Source organism: Actinomadura rudentiformis (genome assembly GCF_008923185.1).
GTDB classification, from domain to species: domain Bacteria; phylum Actinomycetota; class Actinomycetes; order Streptosporangiales; family Streptosporangiaceae; genus Spirillospora; species Spirillospora rudentiformis.
This window is the reverse complement of sequence record NZ_WBMT01000009.1, coordinates 58,533-75,963: the sequence shown is the minus strand read 5'-3', so window position 1 is coordinate 75,963 and position 17,431 is coordinate 58,533. Positions and strand designations below refer to the sequence as shown.

The following is a 17,431-nucleotide window of genomic DNA, read 5'->3' as shown; positions in this document are numbered from 1 at the left end:
GCGACCCAGGCCCCGGCGACCCCGGCCCCGGCCCCGGCGGCCCCGCAACAGCAGCCTTCTCCTGACACCACGGTCACCGACCTGCCACCGATCGGCGACCCCGCCACCGGCCTGGGCGCCCCGACAACTCCGGCGCCCCCCGCCCCCGACCCGATGCCCTCCCGGGGCGCCCACGCAGCAAGCACACCGGCAGAAGGCACATACCCGGGCCCCACACCCGCAGCCCCAGGAGCCCCCCGCCAGGGAGGCGCACACGCCGGGAGTACACAAGCAGGGAGTACACAAGCAGGGGGCGCACATGCCGCAGGCGCGACACCTCTCCCCGGCACGCCCAGTACTGACCCGGCGTCCCCGGGCACACCTGGCCCCGCCGCGCCCGGCGCTCCCACGCCCAGCGGTGACACCCCCGCCCCTGGCACACCGATCCCCGGCACACCAGGCACAGGCACACCGATCCCTGGCACACCGGGCATAGACACGCCAGGCACAGGCACGCCTTCCGTTGGCGCGCCGCTCCATGGCACGCCAGGCTCTGCCATGCCCGGCGCCAGTCCGGAAGACGCCAGCAGACCCGGTCCCGAGGCACCCGCTTCCGGCACGCGCGCGCCAGGCACATCTGGCGCTGGTATATCTGCCCCCGGCACACCCGGCCCCAGTACACCCGGCCCCGGTACATCCGACGCTGGCACACCCGCTACCGGCACGCCTGTTCCAGGCACACCCGCGCTAGGTACACCTGGCACTGACACATCCGGCCCTGGCACAGCTCGCGCAGACACACCTGCTCGCGGCACACCCGGCGCAGATACGCCTGCTCCAGGCTCATCCACCCACGGCACACCTGGCGCTGGCACGCCCATCCCCGACACACCTGCTTCTGGCACACCCGCCCACGGCACTGGCGTACATGGTCGTGGCACACCCGCCCCCGGCGCTGGCACACCCGCACCTGGCGCTGGCACACCCGCACCTGGTACTGGCACACCCGCACCTGGTACTGGCACACCCGCCCCTGGCGCTGGCACACCCGCGCCGGGAACACCCGTGGCCGGGCCAGCGCTGGGAGGGACGCCCGGTACCGGCTCGCCCCTGCCCCCAGGCGCGCCCACGCCTGGCGCCCCTGGCGGTACGCGGGATCCAGGCCCGGCACGCCCGGCGGACTCGCCGCTAACTCCAGGGTCGGAAGCGGTCTTCGGCACCACGAACGCTCCAGGTGCCACACCCGCCGGTGATCCTCAGCACGCCACCGGTACACCGCATCCTGGTGACCCGAGGCCCGCTCAGGGAGAACCGGCACCGGCTCCCAGCGCAGGGTCTGTTTCGGATGCGCTCGCCCCCAGCACGCCGGTCGTTCCAGGTGACGCACCCGATGCCGATGCGGCGGCTGCACCCACCGGCACGTCCACGCCCAGCGAGAGTTCCGCGCCCGGCGTGAAGCCTGGTGGGCCGACCCATGCCGCGGGCGCGACGAACGTTCCCGGGACTGCTTCGCCGAGCGATACCGGATCTGACGCCTTGGTCGCTCCGACGCGACGGACCGCCAAGCACGCCGGCGGTCCCTCGCCCGAAGAGACTGTCGTCGATCCCCCCGCGGCGACGGACGATGGTGCTTGGGAAGAGCTCCAGGACCAGCACAAGGATCTGCCACGGCAGGCGCGCCGCCCCGAGTTCCGGCCCGCGAACGAGGTGGAGAAGGATCTGCTCCGCGCCGCTGCGCAGAACGATCACGATCTCTTCCTGCAGACGCTCGCGGACGCCGACGTGCTGCTTCCCGTTCCGGAGGAGCTCGACTACACGTTGCGCCCCGGGCGGCCGGGTTTTCCCTGGCAGGCCGCCGACATCGAGGGCGTCACGTTCGTGCCGATGTTCACGTCCCCCGAACGCCTGGTCGAGGCCGCCGCGGCCACGGGGACCGGATCCGACTCGATCAAGCTGCCGTTCACTGTGGCCATGCGTTACTGGCCGGACCCGCGGTGGGCCCTGGCGATCAACTCGGGCTCCCGGGCGGGTGGCACGATCCAGGCCGAGCAGTTGCCGGGCTTGGCCAAGTGGGCCGACGAACGCGCGGCGAGGCGTCTCGCGGAACAGTTCGAGCCGCAGAACGACGTCGAGCAGCGGCTCTTCGAGGCCGCTCGGCGCCGCGACACGGACACGTTCTTCAAGATCTTGCTGGGGGCGCAGGTGCTGGTGCCCGCGGACGCGGACACCCCCTGGGGCATCTCGCCCGATGACCGCGAGTTTCCGTGGCGGCCGGTCCCGGTCCACGGCCAGACCTCGATCCAGGTGTTCACCTCGCTCAAGTGGATGAACGAGGCGATCGGGTCGTCCCGCTTCGTGATGCCGAGCCTGCTCGAAATGGTGGCCGCCTGGCCGGACACCGAGTGGACGCTCGTCCTCAACCCCGGTACGCCGATCGACGCCACCATGCCCGGCGAACAGGTCCGCGCCCTCAGCGGACCGCCGCGTACGACGGCGACCAGCGACCGGCCGGCTGAGGCGAAGCCCACAGCGGCCCAGCCGACGTCTCTGCGACGTGAGCGTGGTGCACCACCCACGGGTGCGCAGCCAACCAGTGGGCAGCCGACCGGTGCGGCACCGGCCACACCGGGGCACCCGGCCGACGCTGGGGCTCCGCCCGGTGGTGCGGCGCCGCAAGGCCCCGCGGCTCAGGCGAACGACCCGTCGGGGACTCCGCCGACCGGCCAGCCGAACGCCCCGGCAGCGCAGCCGCCGACCGCGCAGCCCTCGGGCCTTGCCCCTTCGGCGCAGGCAGCACCCGGCCAACCGGATGACGTCGCATCACAGCCTGCGGATGCGCAAGCGAACGAACTCCCCGGGCAACCCACGAGCGCGCAGCCGAACGACATCGCGGCACGACCGGCAGGGGCGCCGCCGAGCGATCACGCTGGGCAACCCCTAGGTAAACAGCCAGGCGGCACCGCGGCACAGCCAGCGCCCGGCCAGCCCGACGAGGCCGCAGCGCAAGCCACGGGCGCGCAACCCGCGAGCGCACAGCCAAGCGACCTCACAGGGCGCACCACGGGGGATCTGACAGGGCGCACCACGGGCGACCTCACAGGGCGCACCACGGGCGGTGTCGCCGCGCAGCCCTCGGGCACAGAGCCGACCGACACCACAGCACCGGCGACACCTGGCCAACCGGACGAAGCCGCCACGCAGCCCACGGGTGCGCAGCCGAACCAGCCCAGGGGCGATGTCACGGCTCAGGCCACCGGCGCGCAGGCCGCACCTGATCAGGTACAGCAGCCGGAGGAGGAGTTCGAGCCGGGTAACCGGATCGACCAGGAACTCTACGAGGCCGCGCTCGCAGGTGACTCCGACGCGTTCCTGCGGGTGTTGCTGGCCGCCAACGTTCTCGTCCCGATTCCGCAGGACGCGGCGCTGGAAGTGACGCCGATACAGCAGGAGTTCCGCTGGGAGGCGGCGCTGCGCGAACCGTCGGCGGTACAGGTCTTCACGTCGCTCGTACGGTTGCGCGAGGTGCTGCCGGAGTCGCGGTTCGTGTACGCGGACTTCCGGGAGCTGATCGGCTCCTGGCCGCACCAGGACTGGGCCATGCTGCTCAACCCGGGCACCCGGATCGGCGCGTCGTTGCGCGGCGACCAGGTCCACGCGCTGAGCGAGTGGGCGGTACGGGTCGGGCTCGTCCAGGCGCGGCCGGAGGTGCCGGTGCCGCCCGCTCCTCAGCGCGAGTCCGAGTCGGCGTACGAGCCGCCGCAGTCACTGAGCGACCCCGAACCCGAGCCGACGACCGTACCCGAGCCGACGACCGCCCCCGCGCAGCCATACCGCACGCGTCCGCCGATGCCGACGCCGGAAGCCGAGCTCTCCGGCCAGCCGACGGTCATGCAGAAGGTCGTCCCGCACAGCCACGTCAGCTGGTACCTGGAGCAGGGTTATGATCGCGTGGGCGGCTTCGTGCACCCGACGTCAGATGTCGCCGACCTGCAGACGCCTGTGCAGCTGTACGAGGCGCTGGGGCTTCTCTACGAGGACTCCCCGTTCGACCTGGGTGACGACGGCGTCTATGTGATCCGGTGGCCCGCGTACTGCGGCGCTCTCTATCGGATCCCGTTCGGCGGGCAGACCGAGGAGGCCCTGGAGGCCTGGGGCGACGCGGGCTGGGTGATCGAGCGGCCGCCGTTCCAGGGCGGCGGGTTCGCGCCGGGCAGCGCGGGCTCCATCCGCGAGTACAAGGTCGACAGCGTTCGCCTCCCCTACGGGGCAGAGATGTATTACCTCGGGACGGATCGATCCGAGCGGTTCGTCGCGATGTACGACCCGGACCGGCTCGCGTGGCTGCGTCCTCAGGAGGAGACCGCCGGCGGTACGGATCGTTCGGAGGCGGCGAAGTGACGCGTGACGGCTACATCGCTCGTTGGCTCGGCCGGGAGTTCGAGGCGGCGCCGGGTGCCGACGGTGACATCCGGTTGTACGCCGACCAGCCGACCGACGGATTCGAAGAGATACGTCCGGGCCGCTACCGCCGCATCGTGCCCGCCCACGAGGTAGAGGAGCTCCGCTACATCCGCACGACCTGCTCGTGGCGTGGCGAGCGTTTCATCATCGTCGGCGAACACGAGGGCTGGCTGCGGGTCGAGTACGCAGGTGGACGCGCCCCGACGGCGGCCCGGCTGAGTCTCGACCGCGTCGACCACGGCGTCTGGCAGACCTGGGCTCCGCGTACCGAGATCGAGGACCTCCGTGAGGAATTCATCTGATCGAAATTCACGCGACATGGGGTTGATTGATCATTAGATCCATGTTCGCATGGCTTCGGTGGCGATCCCTCGGGTAATGATGGGAGCCTCAGACGGGTCGACGATGACATGACGGAGGTGCGGGGGCTGTGCTCTCCCGATCGGCAGGGAAACCGATCTTCGTAGGACTCAGCACGGCGGCACTGGTCGCCGCAGGCGGAATACCTGCGTGGGCCGACGATCCCTCACCGAAGACCTCCACATCGACATCCGCCGCCCCGTCCGACCCCGAGTCCCCCGAGGCACAGCCGAAGGGTTCTCTTGAGGTCTCCATCGAACGACTCGCCACGGCACAGGCCCCAAAGCCGGGCGACACTGTTCGCGTGGTCACCCGCATCACGGCGGTCGGCGGTGAGGTTGCAAAGGTCAAGGTCCTTGGCGTGAAGACCAGCCATGCCAAGGCGAAGGTGGGCGGCGAGTGTGTGGCACCCTACGCGGCCGCCCCCTGCTCAGAAGAGAAGCTCAGCAAAGGTTCGAGTCACACGTTCTTTTCGAGCGTGACTCTGCCCAAGACCTTCAAGAAGACGACAATCGTCACACTCACCGTCAGGGCCGGCGCACCCGACACCACCGATGCACGCGGATCAATCAAGATCACGTACACGGTGCCCAAGCCACCGAAGCCGACGCCGAAGCCGACGCCTTCACCTTCGCTCACCCCGGACTCCGGCGACGGACCATCCGACGGCAAGAGCGGGAAGAGCGGCAGCGGCTCGGGTAGCGGCAACAACTCCGGCAGCAACGGGAGTAACTCCGGCGGCAACAGCGCCCCGTACGTGCCGCCGCGCCCGAACGGCACGTTCAACCCGAGCGGCACCCAGAGCCCGCGTGTGGCCCTCCCGCCGATCGCGCAGCCGTCTCCCTCACTCGCCCCTGCCGCGGCGCCTCCGAGCCCCAACAGCCGTCTCCGCGGCAACGAGCGCCCGGTCGCCCAGGACCTCACGTTCGAACGGATGGCGAGCACACAGGTGGCCTGGCTGGCCGCGCTGATGGTCGCGTTCTCGCTGTTGCTGACCCAGCTCCGCCTGGGCCGCCGCCGCACCGGACCGGCTGCCGCGCCGATCCGTCCCCGGGGTGACCACCGCCGCCCACGTCGCGGCGTCTTCGGCAAGTGAGGATGGGCAAGTAAGGGCGCGGCCCGCGCACCGCTCACAGAGCCGCAGCAGAACGGCCAGTCGCCGCCCCGCAGCGTCGCTCCCAATCAGCGTCGCCGTCCCGCAGCGTCGCCGTCCCGCAGCGTCGCTCCCCATCAACGTCGCTCTCCATCAACGAGGCCGCGCCGTCCTGCGCGCTTGTCTGAGCGTCGTGCTGAGTCGGCGTCACAGCGGAGTTCAGGGGCGGAGGAGGGCGTGGCAGGCTATGGCGCCGGCGGCCACCACGTTGAGGGAGTCGACGCCGTTCGACATGGCGGTGGCGCTCATCGGGATACAGACCGCCTCGTCCGCCTCGTTCAGCCAGCGGGACGAGAGCCCGTCGCCCTCGGAGCCGAGCATGAGCGCGACGCGTTCGCCCATCGGGGCCTTGTCCAGGGGGACGGCCGCCTGGTCGGGGGTGAGGGCCAGCAGGCGGAAGCCTGAGGCACGGAGCGTGCCCAGGCCTTCGTGCCAGTTGGGCATGCGGGCGTACGGGATCGCGAAGACCGCGCCCATCGAGACCTTGATCGACCGCCGGTAGAGGGGATCCGCGCAGCGGGGCGACAGCACGACGGCCTCGATTCCCAGTGCGGCGGCGCAGCGGAACAGCGCGCCGACGTTGGCGTGGTCGACCAGGTCTTCGAGGACGAGGATGCGGTGTGCTCGGGTGACGAGGTCCTCGACGGTGGGGAGGGGCAGGCGTTCGAGGGAGGCAAGAGCGCCGCGGTGGACTTGGAAGCCCGCTACGCCCTCGACGGTCGCGTCGTCGGCCACGTAGACGGGGGCGTCCAGCGTGTCGAGGACGTCGGACAAGGGCTCCAGCCAGCGGTGGGCCATCAGGAACGAGCGGACGGGGAAGCCGGTGCCGACTGCCCGGCGGATCACCTTTTCGCCTTCCGCGATGAACAGCCCCTGCTCCGCCTCAAGGCTCTTGCGCAGGTTCATGTCGCGGAGCCGCACGAAATCGGCGAGCCGCGGATCGGCTGGGTCGGAGATGGGGACGAGCTGGGCCACCCCTCAATTGTGCCGGGTCAAGGAAGGCGGAGTTCGGCGAAGACGGCCCGGTGGTCGCTGCGGGGCAGGTCGTGGACCTCGACCTTGCTCACGGCGCAGCGGTTGTCGACAAGGATGTGGTCGATCGTGATGGGGGGCCGGGGCTCCGTGGTACCCCAGGTGGGCACCAGCCCGGCGCCGGCGCGGTCGGCGGCGTCCGCGTAGCCGCGGTCGATGATGGCTCGCAGGTTGGCGTGGTCGAGGGTGGCATTGAAGTCGCCCGCGAGGATCCGTACGGGCTGATTCGCGGTACCGGCCGACGCGACGTGCTCGGGGCGGGCGTCCGGGAGCGCGTCGAGGTCGCGTTTCCAGTGGCGGAACGATTCGGAGGAGATCGGCGGTACGGGGTGTACGGCGGTCACCTCGATGCGGCGTCCTCCGGGGAGGGTGATCTCGGCTTGCGGCATCGCCATTTGCGTATGGGGAAGGGAAGGCAACGCGCGCAAAGGGTGGCGGGAGTAAAGGCCAGATCCGGCCGCGCCCCATCGTGTGTCGAGGGTCTTGTGCGGGAGGAGGGCCGTCAGACCGGCGCGTTCGTAGCGTTCGACGTCTTCGGGCTGGAGTTCTTGCAGGCTGAGGACGTCTGCCTGGGTCTTGCGGACGAGTTCGACGAGGTGGGCGGGGTCGGCTTCACCGAAGAGGAGGTTGGCGGTCAATACCCGGACGACCGGGCCTCCGGCGGACGGCTGATCTCCACCGAGCGCGCGTGGCACCACGGCGACGAGCAGGCCCGCGGCGACCACACCGGCCACGACGGCCGCCCGCCATCGACGCAGAAGCAAGGCCACGATGATCGGAACGGGCACGGCGGCGGCCACATACGGGGTCAGCGCGAGCAGCGGCGCGGCAGGCACCTGAATGACGGGGAGCCGATCACCGCCGGCCAGCCTCACCAGGGCCCATGTGCCCCAGGCCCCGGCAGCGGTCCAGGCCACGGCGGTGCGCCAGCGACCCGATCCGCCGTTCTCCCCGGTCGGCGAACCGGTCGTCGGCTCAGTGGTCGTCTCCCCCACCTGCACCTCGCTCCCCTCAATGCGCGCCGCTCAGGGCACGCACCCCCTAGATCTACTGACGTTCGGCGTCCACACCGAGTTGCCGCGCCGCCGAGTGGTGCTCCGGCTGCAGGCTGTGAGGGGGATGGTGCAAAGCATGAGTTATCAAGACGTACGCTCATGACCTGCGTCATTATCATATTTGAGCTCTTTGTAACCTCCGGGTCGTACTACTACAGTGCCGGGGAACATCGACGGGTTTCTGGTGAATCGAGGACTGCCGTGAGCGGACGTCATCGCAACGACTTCCCCGAGGGGACGCCGGGTGACGGTGGGGCCGACCCCTCAACGCCGGTCTTCGGCCCGGCCAATGACGGGTCCTCCGACTGGTTCGGATCCCGCGACGGGCAGCCCGGTCCGGGCCCCGGCGCCGCGCCGGGCGGTCCCGGCGGCCTCGGCACGGCGGGCGATCCCCTCGGGGCGCCCGTCGCCGGAGGACCAGGCGCCGCATCCAGCGGACCGGGTGGCGTGCCTGTCGGCAGGCCAGGCGGCGCACCTGGTGGCGTGCCGGGCGGCGGACCGGGTGGCGTGCCAGGTGGCGGTTCGGGCTCGCATGGTGCTCTGGGCGCCAGCGGCGGTGTCTCCGACCCGTACGGGGCGTCCGGCGGTTCGGGGTCGCACGGGACTCCGGGCGCTTCATCAGGCCAGCAGGGAATCCCCGGTGCGTCAGGACAGCACGGCACGCCAGGCGGATCAGGCATGCATGGTGTGGCAGGCGGATCGGGCATGCATGGTGCGGCAGGCGGATCGGGCTCCCATGGCGCCGCGCGCGCTTCGGGCGGTTCTGAGGCGCCTGAGTGGTTCACTCCACGCCCGTCGGAGGAGCCCGGCTACGGAGCGGGTGGCTTCACCGGAGCTTCGGACGCCGGCGGCTACGGCCTCGGGCGCCCTGGTTCCACGTCGGCGAGCGCGTACGGCTCGGAATCGGCCTCCCATCCCTCCGAGCGCGGTGGCCCGGGGTCAGGTGCGGGCGGTGGTTCCGGCAGTTCGTACGGGGAGTACGACTCGATCAGCCGGTCTGACGAACGCCCGACCGGGTTCTTCGGTGGCCGCGCGGGCGGTTCCGGTGACTCTGGCGGCTATGGCGGCTCGGGTGGCGGTTCCGGCGGCGGCTCCGGGGGTTACGGCAGCGGCGAGTACGGGCGGCGCCGCAAGAAGCGCAGCGCGACCGCGCTGATCGGCCCGATGGCCGGCGCGGTCGGCCTGGCTCTGTTGCTTGGCGTCGGCGTCTACGCGTTCGCCGAGAGCGGTGGCGGCTGCGGCGACGGCGACGCCCTCAACCTCGACGTCGCGGCCTCGCCCGACATCGCGCCCGCCGTTCTGAAGGCGGCCGAACGGTTCAACGGCGCGCGGCACAAGGTCGGCGGCAAGTGCGTCACCGCCAAGGTCGCCAAGACCGAGTCGGCCTCCGCGGCGACGCTGCTGTCCGGCCAGGGCGTGGCGACCGGCAGCAACCAGCGCCCGGACGTGTGGATCCCCGACTCGTCCCTGTGGACCTCGCTCGTGCGGGGCACGTCCAAGGGCAAGCAGAACCTCCAGACCACCAAGACCTCGGTGGCCTCCAGCCCTCTCATCGTCGGGCTCCCCCGTACCCTCGCGATCCAGCTCAAGCAGCAGGGCGTCACCGCGACGCCGTCCTGGGACAACCTCCTCAAGGTGGCCGGCGGCGTCACGGGCGGCGGCGTGACCAAGAACCAGATGATCCCGGCGAACGCGATCAAGCTGCTCGTGCCCGACCCGTCCCGCAACGCGGCCGGGATGACCGGGCTCATGGTCGTCAACACGCTGCTGACGAACGACCCGAACCAGAACGAGATCTTCACGAGCATCGTGCGCACGGTCCGGGAGAGCACGGTGCCGACCGTGAACGCGCAGTTCACGCAGTTCCGGAAGGGCCGTACGGGCAAGCAGCCGGTCTCGCTGTCGTCCGAGCAGGCGCTCTACAGCTTCAACAAGAACAATCCCGCCGAGCCGGCCGTGGCGTTGTACCCGACCGAGGGCACGCTCTCGATGGACTACCCGTTCACGGTCACCTCAGGCGACGGCGACAAGCAGAAGGCCGCGCGCCTGCTCGAACAGGCGATGACGACCGACGACACCCGGAACGACATCCGGCAGCTGGGTTTCCGCACACCCGACGGCAAGGCGCCGAACACCTTCGGCGACGCCACGGGCGTCAGCCCGGCGCGCCCGCGCCAGCTGCCGACGCCCAAGGACGCCGACGTCCAGAAGATCATGCAGGCCTGGTCGCGGTTGTCGCTGGGCCTCCGCATCCTGACCCTGTTCGACGTCTCCGGCACGATGGCCGAGGAGATGGCGCCCGGCGTGACCCGGCTCCAGGCCACCGCGAAGACCGCGCAGGGCGGCCTCAGCATGATGTCGGACGACACCGAGCTGGGCGTCTGGGAGTTCTCGACGAAGCTCGTGGGCAACCAGGACTGGAAGCCCGTGGTCCAGGTCGGCCCGCTCGGCGAGCGCATCGGCTCGATCAAGCGCCGCGACCTGGTCTTGTCGTCGCTGAGCGCGTCGAAGCCCAAGGTCACCGGCGACACGGGACTCTTCGAGACGCTCATGGCCGCGTACAAGGAGATGAACCGCACCTACAAGCCGGAGTTCGGCAACTCGATCCTGCTGCTGACCGACGGCAAGGGCAATGACGACCCGGGCGGCCCCACGTTCAAGGAGACCATGCGGCGCCTGCGCGGCATGATCGACCCGAACAAGCCCATCCAGGTCAACATGATCGGCATCGGCGACAACGTCGACACGAGCGAGATGGAGCCGATCGCCGAGCTCACCCACGGCAGCGTCCAGGTCGCCAGGAACCCGCAGGAGATCGCCAAGATCTTCCTCCGCATGCTCTCCCGCCGTATCACCCAGTAGAGCCGGCCACCACCGCGGGCCCCGGAGACGAAAGTCCCCGGGGCCCGCACCGTTCGTCGACCCTCAGCGTGCAGCGGACTGGAAGGCCCGGTGATCTGGGAGTTTGAGTGAGCCGGAAGGCCAGGAGGGGTGGAGTACGGGGAGTGATGAGGGAGTGCGCCGGGTGGCGTGCGAGCAGCCCGGAACAAATCGGGGAGATTAGTTCAGAAACCGTGTCAACCGGTCGGCGGGGTCGCTCGTCAATCTAGGTGGAGGCCCGACGGGGAGCGGGGCCGTCGGGCCTCCTTACACCCCCCTGACCCGTGGCGGGGGTGGATCAGCCCATCAAGGGCGGCTCCCAAGGCGGCCCTAGCGGGGACGGTCCGATCGAAGGGCGGTCCCCTCCGGGGGCGGCCCTCCCGAGGGCCGGAGCACGATAGCTTCCTGGAACACGGCACCATATGGCGCGGCCTCCCGGGCCGCGCCGGCTGACGTCTCAGCACGCGGGAGGACCCACGTGTCCGCTTGGCCCAAGCTCGACCGGCAGGACGACCAGCGGCTGGCCCTGTCCCTCGCCGCCGGTGAATCAGACGCGCTGGCCTACATCGTCGATCGCTATTCGGCCCGCCTCTACGACTACTGCCACGCGCTGCTGCGAGACCAGGAGACGGCCGCCGGCGCGCTGCACGACGCGTTCATCGCCGCGTACGCCCACATCGGTCACCTCCGCGAACCGGAGCGGTTTCGCAGCTGGCTGTACGCGCTGATCCGGAACGAGTGCCTGCGGCGCCTCCAGGACCCGGAGCGCCCCACCGAACGCGTGGAGGCCCCCGAGGTCGAGGACGTCTTCCTCGACGCCGACGAACGCGCCATGCGCTTGGAGGCCCGGCAGCTCGTTCACAGCGCCCTGTCCGGGCTGCGCGGCCGCGAACGCGAAGCACTCGACCTCCTCCTGCGGCACGACCTGGACGCGGCGGAGATCGGCGGTGTGCTGGGCGTCAACGCGCAGGAGGCCACCGATCTCGTCGCCGAGGCCCGGCGTCGCCTGGACGACGCGCTGGCCGCGGCTCTGGTCGCACGCGACGGCCGCGACGAGTGCCCGAGCGTCGCAGCCCTCGTGTACGACGGGGGGTGGCCGCTCACGCCGGCTGTGAGCCGCAAGCTGATCCGGCACATCGAGACATGCCCGACGTGCACGAGCCGGCGTGACCGCAACATCTCCACCGGACGGCTGCTCCAGGACCTGCCGGTGGCGCTCATGCCCGCGGACCTGCGCTCCCACATTCTGCAGACCGCCTTCGTCCCCGCGCTGAGGGACGATCTCGCGATGATCGCCCAGCGCGCCGAACCGTTCGACACCTGGGGCTGGCCGGTCCCGGTGGAGCAGCCGAGTCCGCGCGAGACCCAGAAGCGCCGCTCGAAGCCCCCCGGGCTCCTGCCCGCGGTCGCCGCGGCGACCGTGGTGCTCCTCATCGTCGCGGGCGCCTTCATGTGGCTGCCGGGCGGCGGCAGCGACCGCGCCGGGGCGAACGCCCCCGAAAGCACGACCTCCGCGCCTGACCCGTCCGAGTCACCGTCTGAGTCCCCGGAACCGACTGAGTCCGAGGATCCGACGGAATCACCGACCCCGACGCCGACCCCCACCCCCACCACGTCGACGCCGACCCCGTCCCCAACCCCGACGCCGACTCCCACCCGGTCCCGCAAGCCCAAGCCACCGTCGAAGTCTCCCGAGCGCCGTGGCACCCTCTCCGTGGGCGGCTGCGCCATCAAGGTGGGCGAATCGTCCTGTCCAATCAGCGTGCGCGCGGTTGGCGGCGAGGTCTTCTGGTCCGTCACCGGCACGAGCGGCGGCGTCTCGGCAAGCGGCCGTGGACAGCTCGGCAGGGGCGGCTCCTCCAGCGTCACGGCGTCCCGCCCGTCCGACTGCACCGAGCCAGGCTCCGGCACCGTCCGCTTCTCCCCCAGCGGCTCCGCGACCGTCACCTGGGACTGCGAGCCTCCTGAAGGCAGCTGACCCCGGTTTCGGGCTGACCCGGTGTTGGGCTGACCTCGGCGTTCGGCAGATCCCAGGGTCCGGCTGACCCGATGTTGACCTCGGCGTGCGGCTGATCCTGGCGTCTTGCGGTCTAGGCGTTCGGCGTGGCCACCAGGACGCAGCGACCACGTGGGTGGGAACACCCACTTCAACGACGGCCAACGGGTTGCCCGCCTGCGACGCTCGCGCCTCGTCCAAGCCGTCGTGCTCGATCGAGTCATGCCCGCGTTCGTGCAGCGGTGATCGGCGCCGGGCTGCTCGTGATGCTCGCCACACTGGTCACTTACTGCTGCTCCATCTGGGGGAACGCGCACGCTCCGTACCTCTCCAGACACACAAATCCCACAAGAAGCAGAATTTTCAGGAATTAGGTGGCAAGATCTGGCAACCAGAGCCCGCCGTCAAACGTCGGGGGCTCGCCGGGGGCACGTCCAGCACGACTCACGTCCAGCACCACCAATTCACTGGGAGGAACTGTGGCCGGCGGATCCGGTCCCGGTCAGTTCGACGATCCCCGGCTCGCAGGCGCGCTGCGCGCGGGTGACGTCATCGCGCTGACCGAGGTCTACGACACCTACGCGCCGTTCCTCTTCGACTATTGCCACGGGCTGCTCCGCGACCGGGTCGAGGCGGCCGGGGCCCTGCGCCACTGCCTGATCGCCGCGCGGGAGCACGTGGCGGGGTTGCAGGAGCCGGAACGGCTGCGCGGCTGGCTGTACGCGCTCGCCCGCAAGGAGAGCATGCGGCGGCGGGACGAACCGAACAGGCACACCGGTCAGGAGGCACCCGAGGCCGAGGACGGCGACCTCACCGCAGAGCAACTGGTGCGCCGTACGGAACGCAGGGCGCTCGCCCACAGCGCGCTGGGCGCACTCAACGGACGGCAGCGCGAGGCGATCGACCTCTCGGTTCGTCACGAGCTCGACGCGGCCGACATGGCCGGGATCTTCGGCGTCTCTCTCAGCGAGATGGAATTCATCCTCGCCGAGGCCCAGGCCGACCTCGACGCGGCGCTCCGGGCCGCGCTGATCGCGCAGAACCACTGGGAGGACTGCCCCAGCGTCTCCGCGCTCACCGAATCGTGGCCGTTGCCTCCGCAAACCTCCCAGTCCCTCGTCCGGCACGTGGCGAGCTGCCCGACCTGCAGCTCGCGCGAGACGCCTCGGCTCCCGGTGGACCGGCTGATGGCCGTGCTGCCCATCGCGGCGATCCCAGGGGATCTGCGGCTGGACGTGCTGACGGCCGCAACGACTCCGGAACGGGCCGATGCACGGCGCAGCGTGGCGGCGCTGGCCGAGCCGTTCGACGAACGAGGCTGGCCGGTCCCGTACCGGCCCGGCCCCGTTCGCGATCGCGAGCCCGCCCGCCGGAAGGTCCCGCTCCTCGCGATCGGTGGCGCGCTCGCCCTCGTCGCCCTGATCGCCGGGGCGGTGACCGTCTTCTCAGGTGGTGACTCCGGCGCCAAATCGGCCTCTCCCCCGCCGTCGTCCGGCCAGGAACCCCCGTCCTCCCCGCCAGACCAGACGCCTCCTGGCGAAACTCCGCTGCCGACCGCGTCCTCGACGTCCACGACGCCGTCTCCCACCACCACGAGCCCCACGCCCAGCAAGTCGCCGTCCAAGACCCCGTCACAGCCGCCGGGGCAGAGTACGCCGCCTTCGGAACCCCGTAACCCGCCTCCTCCCGCACCGCCGCAGCCGGGTTCGCTGGTGGTGTCCGGCTGCAACATGGGCTTGGACCGCTCCTGCGCCGTCCGGATCACCGCGGTCGGCGGCCCGGTGAACTGGCGCGTCACCGGCACCTCGGGCGAGCTCCGCGCCGGTGGCTCAGGCCGTCTGCTCAAGGGCCAGTCGGTCGGTGTCACGGTGTCGCGCACCAACAGCCTTTGCTGGGGCCGAAAAAGTGGAACGGTCTCGTTCGCCCCAGGCGGCGCCGCCCAAGTCTCCTACTGCTAACCCCCTACCGCGGCGGGGGCGCCCACTGGCCCTCTCTCCCCCAGCAAGGCGCCCCCGCCGCCCCCGTTCAACCGCCCGCGCTCACTAACCGCTCAGCCACCCACCCACGCCAGACCAACGCCGCAGCCGTTCCGGTCACGCAGTAGCCGTCCCGTCAACGCCGCAGCCGTCCCGTTAGTTGTATTGACCACGAGCGTTGTTGACAGTGGGCGGGGTGGTTCTGTCCTTTGCTTCCGGCTGTGGCCCGGCTCTTGTGCGGTCAGCCAGCGGAGACAGCCTCAGCGGGGTCTGCCTGGTCCGCGACTGCGGAGGGTGTGTTCCTGGGGCCGCGGAAGGTGATGTAGACGAGTAGGGTGCCCATGATGGCGGCGCCTGCCCACATGGCCTGCTGCCAGCCGTCGACGAAGGACTGGTGGGCTGCCTGGAGCAGGTCCTGTGCGCGCGGGCCCGTGCTGCCCGCCGCCTCGACGGCGTTGGCGACGCCTTCCCGGGCGGTGTCCGCGGCGCCCTGGGGGATGCCGTGCAGCCTGTCGTCGATGGCGCTGCGGTAGCCGGCGGACACGAGCGCGCCGAGCAGGGCGACGCCGAGTGCGGTGCCGAACTCGCGGGTGACGTCGTTGAGGGCGGAAGCGACACCCTGCTTCTCACGCGGCAGAGAGGCGGTGATGGCCTCCGTGGACGGGGTCATCGACAGGCCCATGCCGACGCCCATGGCGAGCAGGCCGGGCAGGACGGACAGGTAGCCCCCCTTGACGGAGACGAACAGGGCCATGAGCGCCATGCCGACGCCGGCCAGTGCGATGCCCACCACCATGGTCGAGCGTGCGCCGACCCCTGCGGCCAGCTTGGGGGCCAGGCCGGAAGCCATCATCATCGCGAGGGCCATAGGCATCATCGCGACCGTGGACAGCAGACCCGACCAGCCGAGTACGGCCTGGAAGAACGGGAAGAGGACCACGCCGATGCCCGCCTGGACACCGAAGACCACCAGCAGCGTGAGCGAGCCGCCCGAAAGCCCGCGCTCCCGGAACAGTCGCACGTCCAGCAGTGAGGCGTCACGGCGGTGCAGCTCCCAGACCACGAAGCCGACGGCGGCGACGAGCCCGACGGTCAGGCTGATCAGTGTCGCGGGCGCAGTCCAGCCGCGTTCGGGACCTTCCTGCAGGACGAAGATGAGGCCGGTCACGGCGATGGTGGAGACCAGGGCGCCAACGGTATCGAATCGGTGGGCCGAGGTCTCGCGGGAGTTGGGAACCGACTTCAGCGTCATGGCCAGGGCCACCAGGATCAGGATCACCGGCAGGGTGAACAGCCAGCGCCAGTCGGCGACGTCGACGAGGAGCGCGGCGAGGAACATGCCCAGGATGCCGCCGCCTCCGGCGACGCCGGTCCACACGCCGATCGCCTTGCCGCGCTGCTCTTCGGGGAAGGTGGAGGTGATGACGGCCAGCGTGACCGGCATGATCATCGCGGCGCCGATACCGCTGACCACCCGCGCGGCGAGCATCACCTCCGCTGTGGGGGCCAGGCCCGCCACAATGCTTGCGATGCCGAAGACTGCCAGCCCGGCAACGAGCATGGGCTTGCGGCCCATGCGGTCACCCAGGGCGCCGAGCGGCAGCAGCAGCGCGGCCAGGGCAAGGGTGTAGATGTTGATGATCCACAAGACCGTGCTCTGGGAGGCACCGAATTCCACGGCCATGTGGGTCTGCGCGACGTTCAGCCCGGTCACCGAGGCGATGACCGCCATCAGGGCGATCGAGACGGCGATCAGGATCGAGCGCAGCTGAGGCGCGTCAGGGGCACCCGCCGCCGCCTGCGTGGCCTGTACGGGCTGGTTCGTACTCATGGATTCCTCTCAAAATGGACATGCTGAGTCGGCGACGGAGCAGAGCCGGTCGCCGGATGAAGGAGGGCGGGCGGGGCCCGGGCCGTCACGCGCATCGCCGGGTGCGGTCGAGCGGTGGTCCGGTGCCGCGTCGGGATTTCAGGGAGCGGGGATTCCGCCCTGGGCTGTGGCGAGGGCCGCGTCGGTGTCTGTGGTGGCCAGCAGGCTGTTGATGTGGGCGCCGGCCAGGGCGATGCGGATGTCGCGGGCGGCGAAGCGGGCGCGGGTGGCCTCATCCAGGTCAATGCCCTGGGTGAAATAGACCAGGTCCTCGGTCAGCTGCCGGAACAGGAGTGCGTGGCCGATGGAGGCCGGGCCGGCGGCGAGGACGCCGATGGGCTCATCGCGGACCTCCCAGCCGTGGCAGTACGGGCAGTGCACCACACCGTGGCCCCAGTGCTCGGCGAGGCCGGGGACCTCGGACAGTACGTCCTTGAGGCCGGTGGCCACCAGGACCCGGCGCGCGGTCACGTTCTGACCGTCGGCCAGGGTGATGGTTAACCGCAGATCTCCGTCCGTCGACGGGGCGGCGGGCTCGGCCGAGGCCACCTCGCCGAAGACGACGCGCCCTCCGTACTGGCGCACCTGCTCCCGGCCCGCCGAAGGATCTCAAGGGCGGGGTGTCGTCCAGAACGATGAAGCCGTGCATGGCCTCTGCCGCCGCGTTGC

General features: G+C 70.7%; 11 protein-coding genes. 6 read left to right on the top strand and 5 right to left on the bottom strand.

The annotated features are described in order from the left end of the window. Positions 1-1,515 precede the first annotated feature (1,515 nt). The 3 genes from F8566_RS52305 (at position 1,516) to F8566_RS19865 (ending at position 5,896) form a co-directional block, all read left to right on the top strand. Entirely contained in the window at positions 1,516-4,377 is a 2,862-nt protein-coding gene (locus tag F8566_RS52305; protein WP_264159353.1) for an SseB family protein, read from the top strand. Continuing rightward, entirely contained in the window at positions 4,374-4,742 is a 369-nt protein-coding gene (locus F8566_RS19870) for a hypothetical protein (protein WP_151561957.1), read from the top strand. The genes F8566_RS52305 and F8566_RS19870 overlap by 4 nt, the downstream gene beginning before the upstream one ends. A 362-nt stretch (positions 4,743-5,104) precedes the next feature. Then, entirely contained in the window at positions 5,105-5,896 is a 792-nt protein-coding gene (locus F8566_RS19865; protein WP_151561955.1) for a hypothetical protein, read from the top strand. A gap of 216 nt (positions 5,897-6,112) precedes the next feature. Here F8566_RS19865 and F8566_RS19860 read toward each other — a convergent pair whose 3' ends face one another. The 3 genes from F8566_RS19860 to F8566_RS49950 all read right to left on the bottom strand — a co-directional run bounded on the left by F8566_RS19860 (position 6,113) and on the right by F8566_RS49950 (position 8,640). Beyond that, on the bottom strand, positions 6,113-6,928 hold the full coding sequence (locus tag F8566_RS19860) for a TrmH family RNA methyltransferase (RefSeq protein ID WP_225993345.1): 816 nt from the start codon (positions 6,926-6,928) through the stop codon (positions 6,113-6,115). 17 nt (positions 6,929-6,945) lie between these two features. Continuing rightward, positions 6,946-7,980 carry an endonuclease/exonuclease/phosphatase family protein gene (locus tag F8566_RS19855; RefSeq protein ID WP_225993344.1) on the bottom strand — a complete coding sequence of 345 codons (1,035 nt, stop codon included), beginning with the start codon at positions 7,978-7,980 and terminating at the stop codon, positions 6,946-6,948. Between the two features lie 324 nt (positions 7,981-8,304). Next, positions 8,305-8,640 carry a hypothetical protein gene (locus F8566_RS49950; protein WP_192809788.1) on the bottom strand — a complete coding sequence of 112 codons (336 nt, stop codon included), beginning with the start codon at positions 8,638-8,640 and terminating at the stop codon, positions 8,305-8,307. A 105-nt stretch (positions 8,641-8,745) separates the two neighbouring features. Here F8566_RS49950 and F8566_RS19850 point away from each other — a divergent pair, with 105 nt between their 5' ends. The 3 genes from F8566_RS19850 to F8566_RS19840 all read left to right on the top strand — a co-directional run bounded on the left by F8566_RS19850 (position 8,746) and on the right by F8566_RS19840 (position 14,874). Next, a complete protein-coding gene (locus tag F8566_RS19850; protein WP_264159352.1) occupies positions 8,746-10,902 on the top strand; it encodes a substrate-binding and VWA domain-containing protein in 2,157 nt (718 codons plus the stop codon). 496 nt (positions 10,903-11,398) lie between these two features. After that, positions 11,399-12,898, top strand: coding sequence for an RNA polymerase sigma factor (locus tag F8566_RS19845; protein WP_151561953.1), 1,500 nt, complete (start codon positions 11,399-11,401; stop codon positions 12,896-12,898). A gap of 497 nt (positions 12,899-13,395) precedes the next feature. After that, entirely contained in the window at positions 13,396-14,874 is a 1,479-nt protein-coding gene (locus F8566_RS19840) for an RNA polymerase sigma factor (RefSeq protein ID WP_151561951.1), read from the top strand. Between the two features lie 259 nt (positions 14,875-15,133). Here F8566_RS19840 and F8566_RS19835 read toward each other — a convergent pair whose 3' ends face one another. Together F8566_RS19835 and F8566_RS51350 are read right to left on the bottom strand one after the other, a co-directional pair. Further along, the gene (locus F8566_RS19835; RefSeq protein ID WP_151561949.1) at positions 15,134-16,723 is read right to left on the bottom strand and encodes an MFS transporter; all 1,590 of its coding nucleotides are present in this window, start codon (positions 16,721-16,723) and stop codon (positions 15,134-15,136) included. A gap of 138 nt (positions 16,724-16,861) precedes the next feature. Continuing rightward, positions 16,862-17,347 carry a hypothetical protein gene (locus F8566_RS51350; RefSeq protein ID WP_225993378.1) on the bottom strand — a complete coding sequence of 162 codons (486 nt, stop codon included), beginning with the start codon at positions 17,345-17,347 and terminating at the stop codon, positions 16,862-16,864. Positions 17,348-17,431: the final 84 nt, after the last annotated feature.

Bases quoted from the DNA above. Each gene is read 5' to 3' on its own strand.
- F8566_RS19835 (WP_151561949.1), bottom strand. From the start codon at position 16,723: ATGAGTACGAACCAGCCCGTACAGGCCACGCAGGCGGCGGCGGGTGCC.
- F8566_RS19850 (WP_264159352.1), top strand. From the start codon at position 8,746: ATGCATGGTGCGGCAGGCGGATCGGGCTCCCATGGCGCCGCGCGCGCT.